Genomic DNA, 16,812 nt, shown 5'->3' on the forward strand with positions numbered 1-16,812 from the left:
CGAGCGGGGCCGCAAGCTCAGGCTCGGACGCGAGGGCGAGCGGGGCCGCAAGCTCAGGCTCGGACGCGAGGGCGAGCGGGGCCGCAAGCTCAGGCACGGACGCGAGGGCGAGCGGGGCCGCAAGCTCAGGCTCGGACGCGAGGGCGAGCGGGGCCGCAAGCTCAGGCTCGGACGCCGCCGCAGGCGCGGCCCCGACCTCGACGTCGGCCCTGGCCCCCGCCCGGGGCTGGGCCACGAACGCAGGCGCGAGGGCGCCGAGGATCAACCGCACCGTCGCCAGTGCCGGACCGGCCTGGGTCAGGTCCAGCTCCGCGGCGAAGCCGCGCGGCGCCTCGCCTGCGGCGGCGCTCGCCGTCGCGTCCCGGCCGCCGGCCCGCAGCAGCTCGCCGACGCTGCGCCGGACCCCCGCCTCCAACCGGGAGAAGGTGCGCCGCAGCAGCGGCAGCACGTCGGGGAAGGCGGCCGCCGGGATCGAGGTGATCCAGGCGTCCAGGAGCCCGAGCAGCCGCTGGTCGTGCACCAGGAGCGCGCCACTCCCGGCGAGGAAGCCGTCGACCCAGGCTGCTCCCTCGGCCGGCGGCACGCCCGGCGTGAGGGCCAGGGCGAGCTGCCGCGCCACCTCCTCGTCGGACAGACCGCCGTCGTCCAGCAGCAGCCGGGCCGCCCTCCCCCGCACCACAGCAGCCGCCGACTCACGCGCCACCAAGGCACGCAGGCACGTCTCCCACCGCCTCCGGATGCTGTCCGCCCCGCCCTCCGCCACCCCCGCGGCCTGCGCCTCCGAGTCCTGCTCCGCCTCCCACGCCGCAGCCGAAGCCGAAGCCGAAGCGAGCAGGCCGACCGCCGCGTGGGTCGCGGCGACATGCTCGGCGAGTGTCTGCGCGGCCGCCGCGTCCAGCGACCCGGCGGCCGCCGGAAGGCCGATGCAGATGCGCGTCGCCAGCGAGTGCGCCAGCTCGGCGAGCAGCTCCGAGCCCGTCGCCCGGACGTCTCCGTAGCGCAGGGAGCGGACCAGCGCCGGCAAGGCCTCCGCGAGGTGCGCGACGTCGGTGTCCAGCGCGGCCCGGTCCGCCAGGCAACTCAGCACCACCGGCAGTGCCTGCGGCAACCGGGCGAGCAGGCAGCGCTCCGCGAGCGCGGTGACCTCGCCGAGCTGCCGCGCCTCGACCGCCCGAGCCGCCGTCCGGGCCGTCGCCGCGGCCTCGACCGTCGTGCCCCAGACCCCCGCCTCGGCCACCCGCACGGCCAGCTCCGGCTCCCAGGCGAGCTCCCAGGTCTCCCGGAACGTGCCCGTCGAGCGGGTCTGGGACGCGGCGGGTACGGCCCAGTCGACGCCGAGCAGCGCCAGCCGGTGCAGCAGCCGACTCCGCTCCGCGTCGAGCTCCTTGCGCAGGTCGAGGTCGAGGACGCGCACCCGCGCCTCGGGCTTGAGGCGCAGCGAGCGCTGACACCGCGTCAGATCCCGTTGCAGCGGGACCGCGGGCGCGTCCTCCGGCACCTGGCCGAGCGCGTCGCCGACGATCAGTCGCTCCTCGATCAGGCGCAGCGGCACGTCCGAGCCGTCACAGAGGACGGCCCGCGCGGCGTCGATCGTCTCCGTCAGGCCCGGCAGCGGGCGCCCGCGCACGGCGGCCAGCGTCGTGGCGAGCCGCACCGCCTCGATCACGTGGGCGGAGGAGACCGGTTGGTCCTGCTCGCGCAGCAGCGCGGCCATCCTGGTGAACCACGCCTCGACGACGTGCCGGCCACCGGCGTCGAAGAGGTGCTGGTACCAGCCCGGCGAGGCCACACCGGCCCCGTAACCGGTCTGCTGCGAAAGGCGCCGATGCGTCCACGGGACCCAGGTGACCTCGACCGCCGCCCTGGGCATCCCGCGCAGCACCGCGTTGTCCGCGCCGACCGGCACCTTCTCCGCGAGGGCCGGCACGTGCCAGGCCCCGCAGACCACCGCGATCCGCTCGAACCCGGCCCGCGACGCGGCCCGTATCTGACGTCGCATCCACGCCTCGCGGCGGGCGTCGTCCGGTGTCTCGGGGGCGTTCTCGCGCAGGGCCGTCATGGCCTCCGCGAGCACCCGGAACGGAGCGAGGGCGTCCGGTGCCCGTGCGGCCGCGTCCGGTGCTCCGGGCACCGCCCCCACGTCCGGCCCGATGTCCGACCCCTCCCCGCTCGCACGCGCCTCGTGGCCGACATGCTCGACCACGTCGTCCCACCAGCGTTCGGCGTCCTCCTGTCCTGCCGCGCGCGCGAGCTCGGCGATGGGATCGAACCGCTCCGCCTGCCACCGCTCGGCCTGCGACTGCTCTCGCTGGGACCGCCCTGCCGGGGACCCCTCTACCTGAGACCGCTCCGCCTGGGACTGCCCTGCCTGCCGCTGCTCCACCGGACCCTCGCGGTCCTCGTCGTCGCTGGTGACGGGGGCAGGCACGGGTTCGGCAGTGGACGGGCTCCCGGTCGGCGCCTCGGCTGCGAGGGCGAACGTGTGGGCGGCCGGCAGGTCGATGAAGCGGACCGGAATCTCGGCGTCGAGCGCGTACCGCAGCGCGACCCACTCCGGCGAGAACGCCGCGAAGGGCCAGAACGCGGCACGGGCGGGCTCGTCCACCACATGCGCGAGGAGTGCGACCGGAGGCGTCATCTCCTTGCTCGCGGCCAGCCGCAACAGGCCGTCGGCCTCCGGCGGCCCCTCGATCAGCACGGCGTCCGGCCGGAACTGGGCGAGCGCGGCCCCCACGGCGCGCGCCGACCCGGGCCCGTGGTGCCGCACGCCGAGCAGAGCGACCGTCGTCCCCCGTCCGGTTGCCACCCTTTCCCCTTTCGCAGCCGCCACGTCAGCAACCCCCGTTCTCACAGCGCCGCCGCATCGCGGCAGCCCCGGTAGAAGTCCTTCCAGTCGGCCCGCTCGCGCACCACGGACTCCAGGTACTCCTGCCACACCAGCCGGTCCGTCGCGGGATCACGCACCACCGCCCCGAGCAGACCCGCGGCCACGTCCGCCGCCCGCAGCTGCCCATCGCCGAAGTGGGCCGCGAGCGCCAACCCGCTGGTGACGACCGAGATCGCCTCGGCGGTGGAGAGCGTGCCCGAGGGGGACTTGAGCTTGGTCCGCCCGTCGGCCGTGACTCCTTCGCGCAGCTCGCGGAAGACCGTCACCACCCGCTGGATCTCCGTGAGCGCGCTCGGCAGCTCCGGCAGGTCCAGCGAACGCCCCAGCTCCGCGACGCGGCGGGCGACGATCGCCACCTCGTCGTCCAGCGTGGCCGGCAGGGGGAGCACCACCGTGTTGAACCGGCGGCGCAGGGCCGAGGAGAGCTCGTTGACACCCCGGTCGCGGTCGTTGGCGGTGGCGATCAGGTTGAACCCGCGCACCGCCTGCACCTCCTCCCCCAACTCCGGTATCGGCAGCGTCTTCTCGGAGAGGATGGTGATCAGGGTGTCCTGCACGTCGGCCGGGATGCGGGTCAGCTCCTCGACCCGCGCCGTCTTGCCCTCGGCCATCGCGCGCAGGACCGGACTCGGCACCAGCGCCGCCCGGCTCGGGCCCTCGGCGAGCAGCCGCGCGTAGTTCCAGCCGTAGCGGATGGCCTCCTCGGGAGTGCCGGCCGTGCCCTGGACCAGCAGCGTGGAATCCCCGCTGACGGCCGCGGCGAGATGTTCGGACACCCACGTCTTGGCCGTGCCCGGCACACCGAGCAGCAGCAGCGCCCGGTCCGTGGCCAGCGTGGTCACCGCGACCTCGACGATCCGGCGCGGTCCTACGTACTTGGGCGTGACGACCGTGCCGTCCGGCAGGGTGCCGCCGAGAAGATAGGTGGAAACCGCCCAGGGCGAGAGCCGCCAGCGCTCCGGACGCGGCCGGTCGTCCGCCGCGGCGAGCGCCGCGAGCTCGACGGCGTACGCCGTCTCGGCGTGCGGCCGCAGCACCGCGGCTGTCTGCTCGGTCCCGGGAGAGGACGGGGACGTGGACAGGGACGTGGACATAGGTCTCCTCAGGGAGGAAGGCACCAGGGCGTCAGGAAGAAGGCAGGTCAACGTCATCGGAAGGGCGCTCTCGGTTCGGAGCGCCGCCTGCGAGAACCACTCTGCACCGTGGGTCTGACAATCCCGGTCGAGAGGTGCGAGCCGGGGGCGGACCGGTCGCGACACCGACCGCGTTGTCAGTGGCGCGCCGTAGCGTCGACCACATGAACGATCGCTGGACCACCGATCACGTTCTCTCCCTGGCTCCTGACGCCGCCTCACAGAAGGCCGGGGCCAAGCTCTCCGGCCCCGGCCCCTGGGTGGAGGCGGGCGCCGGCGCAGAGGCGGTCTGGGGTGCCTGCAAGGGCAGCGGGTCGCGGCCGTACCAGACGGTCGTCGCCCTCGACGAACCCGCGTACCACTGCTCCTGCCCGAGCCGGAAGTTCCCCTGCAAGCACGCGCTCGGGCTGCTGCTCCTGTGGTCCACCGGACCGCTGCCCGGCGAGCACGCGGGCCAGGCGGCAACGGCACCGGAGTGGGCCGAGTCCTGGCTTTCGGGTCGCCGCCGCCGCGCGGCCCGGTCGGGGGCCGCCGATGCGGCCCCAGGCGAGGGCGCGGCCGGCGCCGAGGCGTCCGCTCTGGTCGCGGGGGCCGCCGGGATCGCTGCCGGCGATGTTGCGGGGGCCGCTGGTGCGGCACCTGAGAGCGTGGGGGCCGAGGGCGTGGGGGCCGAGGGCGCGGGGGGTTCGTCCGCGACCGCCGGTCGCGACGGGGCGGCGGCCGCCGCCCGGCGAAAGCGACGCGAGGACCGGGTCGCCTCCGGCGCGGAGGAGCTGCTGGCGCGCCTCTCCGACCAGATACGCGGCGGCCTCGCCGAGGCCCCGGCCCGTGGTTACGCGTTCTGGGACGGCGTCGCCGCCCGCATGGTCGACGCCCAGGCGCCCGGCCTCGCCTCCCGGGCCCGCGATCTGGGCGCGCTGCCCGCCTCGGGCGCGCAGTGGCCCGCCCGGCTGCTGGAGGAGTACGCCCTGCTCCATCTCCTGGCCACCGGATACCAGCGCCGTGACGCGCTCCCGGGGCCGCTGGCCGCGACGGTCCGCTCACGCGTGGGCTTCACCGTCGACAGCGCCGAGGTGCTGCGGAGGAGCCCGCTGGTCCGCGACCGCTGGCTGGTCCTCGGTTCCCGGGACGGCGCGGACGACCGGCTGACGACGCGTCGCCTCTGGCTGCGCGGCACCGAGTCCGGGCGCGACGCACTGCTGCTCTCCTTCGGCCGCCCGGGCGTCTCCCCCGAGCTCGCCCTGCCGACCGGCCTGGAGCTGGACGCCGAGCTCGCGTTCCATCCCGGCACCCCCGTCCTGCGCGCCGCCCTCGGCGCCCGTCACTCGGCCCCGTCCCGCCCGACGTCCCCTCACCCGCCCGGCACCTCGATCGACACGGCGCTCGGCACCTACGCCGCGGCACTGGGCGAGGACCCGTGGCTGGACTCCTGGCCCGTCGTCATCGCCGAGGCGACGCCGGTCCCGACCGAGAACGGTTGGCAGCTCGTCGACGCCACCGGCGCCGTCCCGCTGTTCACCCCCTCGCCGTGGCGCCTGCTAGCCGCCTCAGCGGGGCGTCCTGTCACCGTCTTCGGCGAATGCGGCCACCGGGGCTTCCACGCCGTCACCTGCTGGACCGGCACCGGCCACCCCCTCACGCTCTGACGCCTGCGCTCCCGTCCCTCCTGCCCGTGCCCGTCCTAGAGGGCCTCGCCTCCGCCGCAGGGACGTCCCGGGGCTCGACAGGTCTCTCCCCCGACAGCCATGGGGCCGCCGACTCCCGTGCTCCCGGCGGGCCGCCCTCCGCCCCGAAAGGACCGCCGTGACAACGATCAGGGTCACCTGGACCGATCTCGTCGAGGACGCACTGCTCGGAACCAATCGGCGACCGAGCCCCGACCTGCTCGACCGGGCCGCCGCAGCGACGCTGGCCCGGCGCGGCGGGCTGCGGCCCGCACCCGCGCCGCCGCTCCCGGTACCGGCCCCGCAGGACGACCGTCCGCCGCTGCCCGAGGCCGCCGCCCGAAGGCTCGCCGCGCTCCTCGCGGAGAACAGCAGCGAGTTGCTGCCCCAGTGGCTGGCCACCGCCCGGGCACGCGGCTTCGCCGCCCCGGCGGAGCTGCTTCCGGCCCTGCTCGACACCGCCCGGCAACGCAGCGACCTGCGCGGCGACGCCGTGGCCGTGGCCGGCCCGCGCGGCCGCTGGCTCGCCGCGCTCAACCCGGAGTGGCGTTACGTCCTGCGCATCGCCGCCCCGCAGAGCGACGCCACCCCCAGTGCCCCCGCAGCAGCCGCCGTCCCCCCGGACCCACCGAACCCGGATGCGGTCTGGCAGGAGGGGCTCTTCGCCGAGCGGGTCACCCACCTGACCCGACTGCGGCGCGTCGATCCAGCCGCCGGCCTCACGTTGCTGCGCTCGACGTGGGCCACGGAGCGCGCCGAGGACCGGCTGCTCTTCCTCGACGCCCTGCAGGACGGGCTCTGCCTGGAGGACGAGCCGTTCCTGGAGGCCGCGCTCTCGGACCGGGCGAAGAACGTCCGTGCCACCGCCGCCGAGTTGCTCTCCACCCTTCCGGGGTCCGCACTCGCCACGCGCATGGCCGAGCGCGTGCGCCACTCGGTCGCCGTCGGCCCGGACGGCGCTCTCGAGGTCGAGCCGCCGTCCGCCTGCGACGCCTCGATGCAGCGGGACGGGATCGCCGCGACCTCACCCACCGGGCGCGGCGACCGTGCCTTCTGGCTGGGTGAGATCGTCGCGGCCGCACCGCTCTCCTGCTGGTCGGCGCTGATCGACGCGGCCGGGACGACGACCGCCACGAGCACGGGCACGAGCACGCCCGCGCCCGATCCGGAGAGGTCTGGCACGACGAGCACCCCCGAGCAGATCCTCGACCGGGCGGCCGCTCCGCAGTGGAGCGACGAGCTGCGCGAGGGCTGGGCACGGGCTGCGGTGCGTCAGCACGACGCGGCGTGGGCGCGGGCACTCCTGGCCGAACACCCGGACGGTGCCGTGGGCCGGGCGGTGCCCGGCGGCGCGCCGTCGCGACTGCTCTCCGTCCTGCCCGGAGCCGAGCGGGCCTCCTGGACGGCCCGCTTCGTCGCCCGCCAGGGGCTGGCGGACGCGTTCCAACTGCTCGTCACCTGCGCGGCACCCTGGCCCGAGGATCTGTCCGGGGCCGTGCTGGACGCGCTCGCCAAGGCCGCCGACGCGGGCTCGTACCCGTGGAGCCACAGCGGCGTGCTGGGCGTGGCCGAGCGATCACTGCCGTGCTCGGCCGCCGCGCGGATCGACGAGCTCGCCGCGGGGGCGTCCTCCGCCTGGGCGGAGGTGCTCACCCGGCTCTCGTCGACCCTGCGCACGCGCGAGGCGATGCTGGCCGAGCTGGCGTAGCCGCCGTCCGGAAAACGAACGGACACGGCCCGCGCCGGACCAGTGGGATCACCGGACGTCGCGGGCCCAGCCGCGGGGCCCCAGCTGCAGAGGGCCGAGCCCCCGGGGGCCCAACCGGAGAGGGCCGAGCCGTGGGGCCCAGCCGGAGAGGGCCGAGCCGGAGGAGTGGGTCAGGCCGTCGCGCCCGCGCGCAGGTTGGTCTCGACCCAACTCACGACGTCACGGGTGGGCGTGCCCGGGGTGAAGATCTCGGCCACGCCGACCGCCTTGAGCTGCGGGATGTCGTCGTCAGGGATGATGCCGCCGCCGAAGACGACGATGTCGGCCGCGTCGCGCTCCCGCAGCAGCTCGACGATCTTGGTGCACAAGGTCATGTGCGCGCCGGAGAGGATCGACAGGCCGATGCCATCGGCGTCCTCCTGGATCGCGGTGTCGACGATCTGCTCAGGGGTCTGGTGCAGGCCCGTGTAGATGACCTCCATGCCGGCGTCGCGCAGCGCCCGCGCGATCACCTTGGCACCACGGTCATGGCCGTCGAGGCCAGGCTTGGCGACGACCACGCGGATAGGGCCCGAGACGCCCATCTTCTGCCTCCTGCGTCATTGCAGCTGCTGCGTTAACCGGCGTTACCACCCGGTGGTGGAACGTTATCGCCAGTGGGCCCGAATCGCCGTTTCGCCCACCCAAGGGAGGGGAGAATCACATCGATTCGCCTGTTCACCCACCCGTTCTCCGATCGTCCCCCACACGTTCGCCCGTCATTCCTCGGTCAGTTCTTCTCGCCGTCCGTCCGTCGTTCACTGCGCGTGGGGTCGTTCCGCGTCCAGCCTCGAGGCCGACCACCGTGCCTCGGCCCTGGACCTTCCGTGGCGCGCAGCGGGGAGCCGCACACCGCCGCGTGCCTGTCGTCGTGCCGCGCCGCCGTCCACGCGCCCGTGCCCCGGCACGGCGAGCGCGTCCGTGACCCGGTCGGACACGTCCGCCGCCCGCTTCCGCGCCGCCACTCCCCTCGATCAGTCCACAGGGGAGGTCGCCGCCGTGAGTGTCCCGTTCCGTCGCGCCGCCGCGCTGGCCCGCGGCATCGGCCTGGAGGGCGCCGCCCTCACCGGCCATCTGCTGCTCTACCCCGGCGGCGTCGCCCCCGAGCGGCGCCCCTCGCGGGCTGACCGGCACTGCGCGCACCCACCGGGCACCGAACACGGGCCGGTGCTGCTGGTGCACGGGCTGTTCGACAACCGGGCCGTCTTCACGGTGCTCCGCCACCACCTGCGCCTCCAGGGTCTGGAACACGTCCACGCGCTGAACTACAGCCCGTTCTGCCTGGACGTGCCGCGCGCCGCAGTACTGGTGGGCCGCCAGGTCGAACGTCTGCGACGCGTCTACGACGGCGAGCCGGTGACGCTGGTCGGCCACAGCCTCGGCGGTCTCATCGCGCGCTACTACGTGCAGCGTCTCGGCGGCAGCGCCTCGGTCCGTTCCGTGGTCACCCTGACCACCCCGCACCACGGCACGGAGGCGGCCCGCCTGCTGCAGCCCCTGCCGATCGTGCGGCAGCTCCGGCCGGACAGCGCGGTCCTGGCCTCCCTCGACGAACCGGCCCCGGGCTGTCGCACGCCCTTTCTCTGCTTCTGGGGAGATCTCGACCCGCTGATCGTGCCGGTCCGCAACGCCGCGCTGCGGCATCCGGATCTGCGAGCCGAGAACGTGCTGGTCCGCAATGCCGGCCATCTTTCCGTCCCCGTTCACCCGGAGGTGCTCACACGGGTTCACGCGTGGCTCGCCGGATCTCAAGATCCCTGCAATACAGGTGGTATGACCAGTAGTCAGATCGCCTGATCGGGCAAATGGTATGCGAGGGACAAAAGGCGGGATCTCTTGTTTCCTGTCGCCGTCTGGGGATACAGTCACGGTCACTTTCCCCGCTGTCGAGGTGGTTAGGATCCCGTGACCGCTGACACCAGTTGGTACGGCCAGCAGACCCTGGTTCACCCCGACTACAGCCACCAGCCGTACACGGCGTACGGGGATCCCCACGCGGGCCAGGAACAGTACGGCTACGCCACCCACGGGGACCCCTACGCCCCCTACGCGCAGCCGTACGCCGGTGTCCACCAGACGCAGCCGTCGTACCAGCACGGCGGCTGGCCGGAGTACTACCCCCAGCAGCCCGAGCCCACCCTGGTCGCCGAGTACGCGGGCTACACGCCGCACACGAGCCACCCGGGCGACGCCGGCTACTACGGATACCCCGACTACGGCTACAGCGCCTACGAGACCGTCACCGACGTCTCCTTCCCCGTCGTCCCCGAGCAGATCCCGTGGGACCTGGCCGCGACCACGTCCCTGCCCGAGTTCGAGACCGCCGGCTTCCCGGACGCGACAGAGGCGTTCTGGGCCGGCGCCGAGGCGGAGCCGGCAGTCGTACCCGAACCCCAGGCCCGCGCCGAGGCCGAACCGGCCCCCGCGCCGGCGGCCGACCCGGACGAGGGCTGGACCGCACGCAGCTCGCGGCGACGCCCCGCCCGTCGCCGGTCGGCCGTGCTGACCATCGCGGTGCCCTCGGTGGCCGTCCTCGGAGTGGCCGGAGCCGCCGCAACGACCATCGGCCCGCTGCGGGCGCACCACACCGCCACCACGGCCTCGGCCGACACCTCCGCACAGGCCAAGGCCCAGGCGCTCTCCGCGCAGGAGACCCGCGACGCGGCCGAACGCGCCGCCCGCGACCAGGCCCGCACCGCCCTGCAGCTGCGCAACGCCGCCGCCCGCAAGACTGCCGCCGAGGCACCCGTCTACACCCTCCCGATCGCCTACCACACGGGGCTGAGCGCCCTGTTCGGACAGGCCGGGACGCACTGGATGCAACTGCACACGGGGATCGACTTCCCCGTGCCGGAGGGCACGCCCGTCCACGCCGTCACCGGCGGCACGATCACCACCGAGTGGAACCCCTTCTACGGCTACATGGTCAAGCTCACCGCGCCGGACGGCACGGTCACCTGGTACTGCCACCTGAGCTCGTACCGGGTGCGCAGCGGCCATGTGAAGGTCGGCGACATAATCGCCTACTCCGGCGACACCGGTAACTCGACCGGCCCGCACCTCCACTTCGAGGTGCACCCGGACGGCGGCCCGGCCGTCGACCCGCTGCCGTGGCTGCTGGCCAGGGGTCTGGACCCGCGCTGAACGCGGGCCCAGGCCGGCTCCTGTGCCGCGCTCCGGGGTACTACAGCTTCTCGACCGGCGCGTAGCGCAGCAGCAGCTGCTTGGTGCCCTCGGCGCCGAAGTCGATGGTCGCCTTCGCGTCGTCGGCCGGACCGGCGACCGAGACGACCGTGCCGAGGCCGAAGCGGTCGTGGGTGACCCGGTCTCCCACCGCCAGCGTGATCACCGGGCGGTCCTTCATCCGCCCCGCGCTCTTGCCCCAGCCCGCCGCGGGCGACGAGCGCCGCGCGGAACCCGAACCACCGAAGCCCGAACCGCCCGACCCGGACCCGGACCCGCCGGAGCGGCTGCCGAAGCCCGCGGGCCCCGCCGCGCCGGCGGTGCGGCGCTCATCCACCAGCGTCGTCGGGATCTCCTCCAGGAACCGGGAGGCCGGGTTGTAGGAGGGCTGCCCCCAGGCGCTGCGCAGCACGGCCCGTGAGAGGTAGAGCCGCTCACGGGCGCGGGTGACGCCGACGTAGGCGAGCCGGCGCTCCTCCTCCAGCTCCTTGGCATTGGTCATCGCCCGCATGTGCGGGAAGACGCCGTCCTCCATGCCGGTGAGGAAGACCACCGGGAACTCCAGGCCCTTGGCGGTGTGCAGGGTCATCAGCGTGATGACGCCGCGGCCCTCGCCGTCCTCGTCGGGGATCTGGTCGGAGTCGGCCACCAGGGCGACCCGCTCCAGGAAGCCCGGCAGCCCCGGCTGCGTCACCGGCTCCCCGTCGGGGCCCTCGACCGGCTCCTCCTGCTCGAACTCCAGAGCCACGGCGGCGAGTTCCTGGAGGTTCTCGACGCGGGTCTCGTCCTGCGGGTCGGTGGAGGCCTGGAGCTCGGCCAGGTAGCCGGTCTCCTCCAGCACCGCCTCCAGGATCGCGGCGGGCCCGGCCCCCGACTCCACGACGCCGCGGAGTTTGGCCATCAGGTCGTTGAACTTCCGCACCGCGTTGGCGGACCGCGCGGCCATCCCGTACGCCTCGTCCACGCGCAGCAGAGCCTGCGGGAACGAGATGCGCTCCCGGCTCGCCAGCGCCTCGATCATCGCCTCGGCGCGATCGCCGATGCCGCGCTTGGGCACGTTGAGGATCCGGCGCAGCGGCACCGCGTCCTCCGGGTTGGCCAGCACCCGCAGGTAGGCCAGGACGTCCCGGACCTCCTTGCGCTCGTAGAAGCGGACACCGCCGACGACCTTGTAGGGCAGGCCGACCCGGATGAAGACTTCCTCGAAGACACGGGACTGGGCGTTGGTGCGGTAGAAGACCGCGACGTCACCGGCCTTGGCCTCGCCCTTGTCGCTCAGCTTGTCGATCTCGTCGGCGATGAACTGGGCCTCGCCGTGCTCGTCGTCCGCGACATAGGAGACGATCTTGACGCCCTCGGCGCCGGCCGTCCACAGGTTCTTCTTGCGGCGGTTGCTGTTGCGCTCGATGACCGAGTTGGCCGCGCTCAGGATCGTCTGCGTGGAGCGGTAGTTCTGCTCCAGCAGGATCGTGGTCGCGTTCGGGTAGTCCTCCTCGAAGTCGAGGATGTTGCGGATCGTCGCGCCGCGGAAGGCGTAGATCGACTGGTCCGCGTCACCGACGACGCAGAGCTCCGCCGGGGGGATCTCGGCGAGCTGCGCCTCGGCGGGGTTCACGAACTCGCCGTCGACGGTCTTCTTCGGCCCCTGGCCGCTCGCGCCACCGGTGAGCTCGCGCACCAGCATGTACTGGGCGTGGTTGGTGTCCTGGTACTCGTCGACCAGGATGTGCCGGAACCGGCGGCGGTAGTGCTCGGCTGCGTCCGGGAAGGCCTGGAGCAGGTTGACCGTGGTCATGATGATGTCGTCGAAGTCCAGCGCGTTGGCCTCACGCAGCCGCCGCTGGTAGAGCGCGTAGGCCTCGGCCAGCTTGCGCTCCATGGGGTTCTCGGCCTTGGCGGCGTAGGACTCCTCGTCGATCAGCTCGTTCTTGAGGTTGGAGACCTTGGCGCTGAAGGACTTCGGCGGGAACTGCTTCGGGTCGAGGTCGAGATCCCGGCAGCACAGGGCCATCAGCCGCTGCGAGTCGGCGGCGTCGTAGATCGAGAAGCTGGAGGTGAAGCCGAGGCGCTTGCTCTCCCGGCGCAGGATGCGGACGCAGGCGCTGTGGAAGGTGGACACCCACATGGCCTTGGCCCGCGGCCCGACCAGAGCCTCGACCCGCTCGCGCATCTCGCCCGCGGCCTTGTTCGTGAAGGTGATCGCCAGGATCTCGCCGGGCTGGACGTGGCGCGCGGCCAGCAGGTGGGCGATCCGGTGGGTCAGCACGCGGGTCTTGCCGGAGCCGGCCCCGGCGATGATGAGCAGCGGGGATCCCGCGTGCACCACGGCCTCGCGCTGCTGCGGGTTCATCCCGTCCAGCAGCGCCTCCGGGTCGATGACGGGGTGCGCGGCGCCGTTGCGGTAGTAGGTCGCGGGCACCGGCTCCGCCGGGTCGAAGGTCCGGAAGAGCCCGTCCGGGATCTCCTCCTCGTACGCGCCGCCCGGGTAGCCGTCGCCCTCGTACGCGTCGCCGAACGCCGGGCCGTCGTCGCCCTCGTAGGGGGGCGCGTCCTCGGCGGGCGCTGCGGGGGCGGGGACATCCAGGCCGGGCAGGGGGATGTCGTCAAAGAGGCTGCTCATCACCCACGAGTCTAGGACGCCCGACCGACACCCCGGGACGGCTTCACCCGACCCGGGTCCTGAGCTCGGCCAGCAACCCGTCACAGCCCGCCTCGCAGAGCCGCAGGACCTCCTCGAAGCCCGCCAGATCGCCGTAGTAAGGGTCGGGGACGTCGAGGTCGCCGATGCCGGCGGCGGGGTCGTAGGAGCGCAGCAGCCGGATCTTGGCCGTCTCTCCGGGTGTGCGGGCCAGCCTGCGCAGCGCCCGCTCGTGGCCCTGGTCGAGGGCGACGACCAGATCGATCCCGCGGAACCACTCCGCGTGGAACTGGCGCGCGACGTGATCGCTCCCGTATCCGGCCTCACGCAGCACCCGGACCGCCCGCTCGTCGGCGGGATCGCCCTCGTGCCAGGAGCCGGTGCCCGCGCTGTCCACCACGACCAGGCCGTCCAGCCCGGCCTCGGCGAGGCGTTCCCGCATGACGTGCTCGGCCATGGGCGAGCGGCAGATGTTCCCGGTGCAGACGAAGCAGATGCGCATCACCCAGCCCATGATCCTCTCCCGTGCCGTCGGCGGCGTCGATGGGGAGCGGTCGGAAAGTCATGCGACAAGCCCTGCGACGGCCCCTACCGTCGCGGTATGGAAGACAACCGAAGATTGATCCGGACCTCGAAGTTCCTCTCCCGGGTGCTGCGGCACGATCCGGGTCTGATCGGGGTGACCCTGGACAAGGCCGGCTGGGTCGGCGTGACCGAGCTGCTCGATGCGGCGGCCGCGCACGGGCGTACGCTCTCCCGCGCGGAGCTGGAACGGGTCGTCGCGGAGAACGACAAGAGGCGTTTCGCGTTCAGCGGGGACGGGCTGCGGATCCGGGCCAGCCAGGGGCACACCGTCCCGGTGGACCTCGGCTACGAGGAGGCCGCGCCCCCGGCTGTGCTCTTCCACGGCACCCACCCGGGCGCCGTGGACGCCATCTGGCGCGAGGGCCTGCGGCCGATGCAACGCCATGCCGTCCACCTCTCCCCGGACCGGGCGACGGCCGAGCGGGTGGGCGGTCGGCGGGGGCGTCCGGTGGTGTTCACCGTCGACACGGGGGCGATGGCGGCCGCGGGGTTCGCGTTCCGGGTGAGCGCCAATGGGGTATGGCTCACGGAGCGGGTCCCGCCGGAGTTCCTCGGCGGGGGCTGAGCCACCTGGCCGACCCGGCACCGCGGCGCCCGGCGGCAGTCACCGACTCCACGTCCGATGCTCGAACCCGTTCACGAAGCACGGTGCGATCGTCGGATTGATTTACTGATCGGTCGTCAAACGATCTATTTTCGCCCCCTTATGGCCACGATGGTGTGATCGGAACGGTCCTCTCCGTCTACTTCCGACCAGCCTCGTCAACCGCCGGGCGAACACCACCCGCCGGGGTCTAGCGTCGCCCTCCGACCACTCCTCCCGGCGAAGGGAACGCCCTCGTGGCGTCGCATCGAAAACCCCGGACCTCACCGCTGGCGGGCCCCGCCGCCCGCACCGCCGCCACCCTGGCGACAGCGGCAGCGGCCTCCGTCGTCGCGCTGGCCCAGCCGGGCCAAGCCGACCCAAGGCCCACCGCCGGCCAGGTCAAGGCGCAGGTCGACGCGCTGTACCAGCAGGCGGAACAGGCCACCCAGCAGTACGACGGCGCCGCCGCGGCCGCGCGGACCCTGCAGGCCCAGGCGGCACAGCTGCAGCAGGAGGCAGCCGCCACCGACGACCGGCTCAACACGCTGCGCGGCCGGCTCGGCGGCATGGCCGCGCTGCAGTACCGCAACGGCACCCTCGACCCCGAACTGCAGCTCCTGCTCTCCGCCCACCCGGACGACTACCTGCAGCGGGCCGGGGACCTCTCCCAGGCCCTGGCCTCCCAGACCGGCCTGGTGCACGAGGTCGAGGCCCAGTCGCGCGCACTCGACGCGCAGCGTACGGCCGCCCAGGCCAAACTCGGCGCGCTCCAGACCGAGCAGCAGCGCCTGGCCTCGGCCAAGGAGCAGATCCAGCGCAAACTCGCCGCCGCCCAGCAACTGCTGAGCAGCCTGGACGCCGCCACCCGGGATTCCGTCACCGCCGCCCTCAACGGGACGGGTGCCCCCGGCACCCCGGGCGCCACTGTCCAGCCCCCGCCCGGGCTCGGCTCCGTCGTCGCCACCGGCCGCGCCGCCCTCGCCGTGGCCTTCGCCCGTGCCCAGGTCGGCAAGCCCTACGTCTGGGGCGCCACCGGTCCGGACTCCTACGACTGCTCCGGCCTGGTCCAGGCCGCCTGGGCCGCCGCGGGCATCGCCCTGCCGCGGACCACCTACGAGCAGATCAACGCGGGCCACCGGGTCACGATCGCCGACCTGCAGCCGGGCGACCTGGTCTTCTACTACGCCGGAGTCAGCCATGTCGCGATGTACGTGGGCGGCGGCCAGATCATCCATGCTCCGCACCCCGGCGCGTCGGTGGAGTACGCCCCGGTCGGCGAGATGCCGATCGTGGGGGCGGTACGCCCGGATTGACGCCGCCCCGGCGCCCGCCCGGCCCTAGGGTCGAGGTATGACGACACCTCGTCCCCATGGGAGCGGCCGTTCGGCCGCGATACCCGTCACCATCGTCCACGCGTGCCTGCGCGAAGGCGGCGGCGGCAGCCCGACCGCCGTCGTCCCGGAGACCGGTGACCTCGCACTCGACGACGCGGCCCGGCGCCGGATACCCGCCCTCGTCGGCACCTCCCATGCCGTGTTCCTCTCGGCCGGGCCGGACGGCGGCACCGCCGTGCGCTTCTTCACCGCCGAGGGCGAACTGCCCGCGTGCGGCCACGGCACGGTCGCCGCCTTCGCCTACCTGGCCGACCGTGCGGGCACGCCGACCTACCGGGCCACTTTGACCGCCACCCACGGCGGACACACCCTCCGAGGTGAGGCGTCCCTCCACGAGGGCCTCGTACGAGCCGAGTTCGAGGTCGGGTCGGTGGCGCTGCGTGAGCCGACCGCACAGGAGCTTGGCCTGCTGCTGCCCGCCCTCGGCCTGCCGCTGGTCGCGGCCGCCCGTATCGCCACCCTCGGGCGGCCACGCCTGCTGGTCCGCCTGCCGAACCGAGGCGCCCTCGACTCCCTGGCTCCCGACCTGCCCGCGCTGGAGGAGGCCTGCCGCAGCCTGGACCTGCTCGGCTGCTACGCGTACACGGCCTTGCCGGCCGCAGGCCGGCGTTATGCCGCCCGGATGTTCGCACCCGCCATCGGCGTCCCCGAGGACATCGCCAACGCCAACAGCACGGCCTGCCTGGCCGCCCTGCAGCACGCCAACGGCGGCCCCGGCACCGGACTCACCGTCGACATGGGCGACCGGCTGGGCAGCCCCGCCACGATCAGCGCGAGCCCCGTCCCGGCGCCCACTGCGTCCTCGGCGGCTGCTCCGCCGACGAGCACGCCGCTCATCCGCGTCGGCGGCCTCGCGCGGGTCGAGACGCCCTCCCCGCTCGGCTGACGGCGCACGCCTGCGTCGGCCCCACGCGACCTGTGGCTCGGGTCAGTTGCCGTAGCTAGCCGGGGTCGAACGCTTGAGGGAGGCCGTCCGCCCGCGCGATCATGGCCCT

Annotated in this window: 12 protein-coding genes; 7 read left to right on the forward strand and 5 right to left on the reverse strand. The window is 73.8% G+C overall.

Annotated elements, in window-relative coordinates; translation table 11 throughout:
• Window positions 1–2,806, reverse strand: a 2,806-nt coding sequence (locus ABH931_RS35615) for a DUF5682 family protein (protein ID WP_370123054.1), incomplete at its 3' end; no start/stop codon positions are given.
• Window positions 2,807–2,847: 41 nt separating this feature from the next.
• On the reverse strand, window positions 2,848–3,981 hold the full coding sequence (locus tag ABH931_RS35620) for an AAA family ATPase (RefSeq protein WP_370123056.1): 1,134 nt from the start codon (window positions 3,979–3,981) through the stop codon (window positions 2,848–2,850).
• A gap of 203 nt (window positions 3,982–4,184) precedes the next feature.
• Between ABH931_RS35620 and ABH931_RS35625 the strand changes: the two genes are divergently transcribed.
• Window positions 4,185–5,666 (forward strand): SWIM zinc finger family protein, encoded by a 1,482-nt coding sequence (locus ABH931_RS35625; protein WP_370123059.1) that lies wholly within the window; start codon window positions 4,185–4,187, stop codon window positions 5,664–5,666.
• Between the two features lie 157 nt (window positions 5,667–5,823).
• On the forward strand, window positions 5,824–7,392 hold the full coding sequence (locus tag ABH931_RS35630; protein ID WP_370123061.1) for a DUF5691 domain-containing protein: 1,569 nt from the start codon (window positions 5,824–5,826) through the stop codon (window positions 7,390–7,392).
• Window positions 7,393–7,562: 170 nt separating this feature from the next.
• On the opposite strand, the gene ABH931_RS35635 is transcribed toward ABH931_RS35630, so the two are convergent.
• Window positions 7,563–7,976, reverse strand: coding sequence for a cobalamin B12-binding domain-containing protein (locus tag ABH931_RS35635; protein ID WP_370123064.1), 414 nt, complete (start codon window positions 7,974–7,976; stop codon window positions 7,563–7,565).
• Window positions 7,977–8,430: 454 nt separating this feature from the next.
• Here ABH931_RS35635 and ABH931_RS35640 point away from each other — a divergent pair, with 454 nt between their 5' ends.
• Window positions 8,431–9,228 carry an alpha/beta fold hydrolase gene (locus ABH931_RS35640; protein WP_370123067.1) on the forward strand — a complete coding sequence of 266 codons (798 nt, stop codon included), beginning with the start codon at window positions 8,431–8,433 and terminating at the stop codon, window positions 9,226–9,228.
• A gap of 108 nt (window positions 9,229–9,336) precedes the next feature.
• A complete protein-coding gene (locus tag ABH931_RS35645; protein WP_370123069.1) occupies window positions 9,337–10,575 on the forward strand; it encodes a M23 family metallopeptidase in 1,239 nt (412 codons plus the stop codon).
• A gap of 40 nt (window positions 10,576–10,615) precedes the next feature.
• Here ABH931_RS35645 and pcrA read toward each other — a convergent pair whose 3' ends face one another.
• Together pcrA and ABH931_RS35655 are read right to left on the reverse strand one after the other, a co-directional pair.
• A complete protein-coding gene (gene pcrA / locus ABH931_RS35650; RefSeq protein WP_370123072.1) occupies window positions 10,616–13,234 on the reverse strand; it encodes a DNA helicase PcrA in 2,619 nt (872 codons plus the stop codon).
• 43 nt (window positions 13,235–13,277) lie between these two features.
• Entirely contained in the window at window positions 13,278–13,766 is a 489-nt protein-coding gene (locus ABH931_RS35655) for a low molecular weight protein-tyrosine-phosphatase (protein WP_370123073.1), read from the reverse strand.
• Window positions 13,767–13,853: 87 nt separating this feature from the next.
• On the opposite strand from ABH931_RS35655, the gene ABH931_RS35660 reads away from it, so the two are divergent.
• The 3 genes from ABH931_RS35660 (at window position 13,854) to ABH931_RS35670 (ending at window position 16,703) form a co-directional block, all read left to right on the forward strand.
• Window positions 13,854–14,402, forward strand: coding sequence for an RNA 2'-phosphotransferase (locus tag ABH931_RS35660; RefSeq protein WP_370123076.1), 549 nt, complete (start codon window positions 13,854–13,856; stop codon window positions 14,400–14,402).
• 275 nt (window positions 14,403–14,677) lie between these two features.
• A complete protein-coding gene (locus ABH931_RS35665; RefSeq protein WP_370123079.1) occupies window positions 14,678–15,736 on the forward strand; it encodes an NlpC/P60 family protein in 1,059 nt (352 codons plus the stop codon).
• A 37-nt stretch (window positions 15,737–15,773) separates the two neighbouring features.
• On the forward strand, window positions 15,774–16,703 hold the full coding sequence (locus ABH931_RS35670; protein WP_370123082.1) for a PhzF family phenazine biosynthesis protein: 930 nt from the start codon (window positions 15,774–15,776) through the stop codon (window positions 16,701–16,703).
• The last annotated feature ends 109 nt before the right edge of the window (window positions 16,704–16,812 follow it).

The organism is Streptacidiphilus sp. MAP12-33 (genome assembly GCF_041261265.1).
GTDB lineage: Bacteria > Actinomycetota > Actinomycetes > Streptomycetales > Streptomycetaceae > Streptacidiphilus.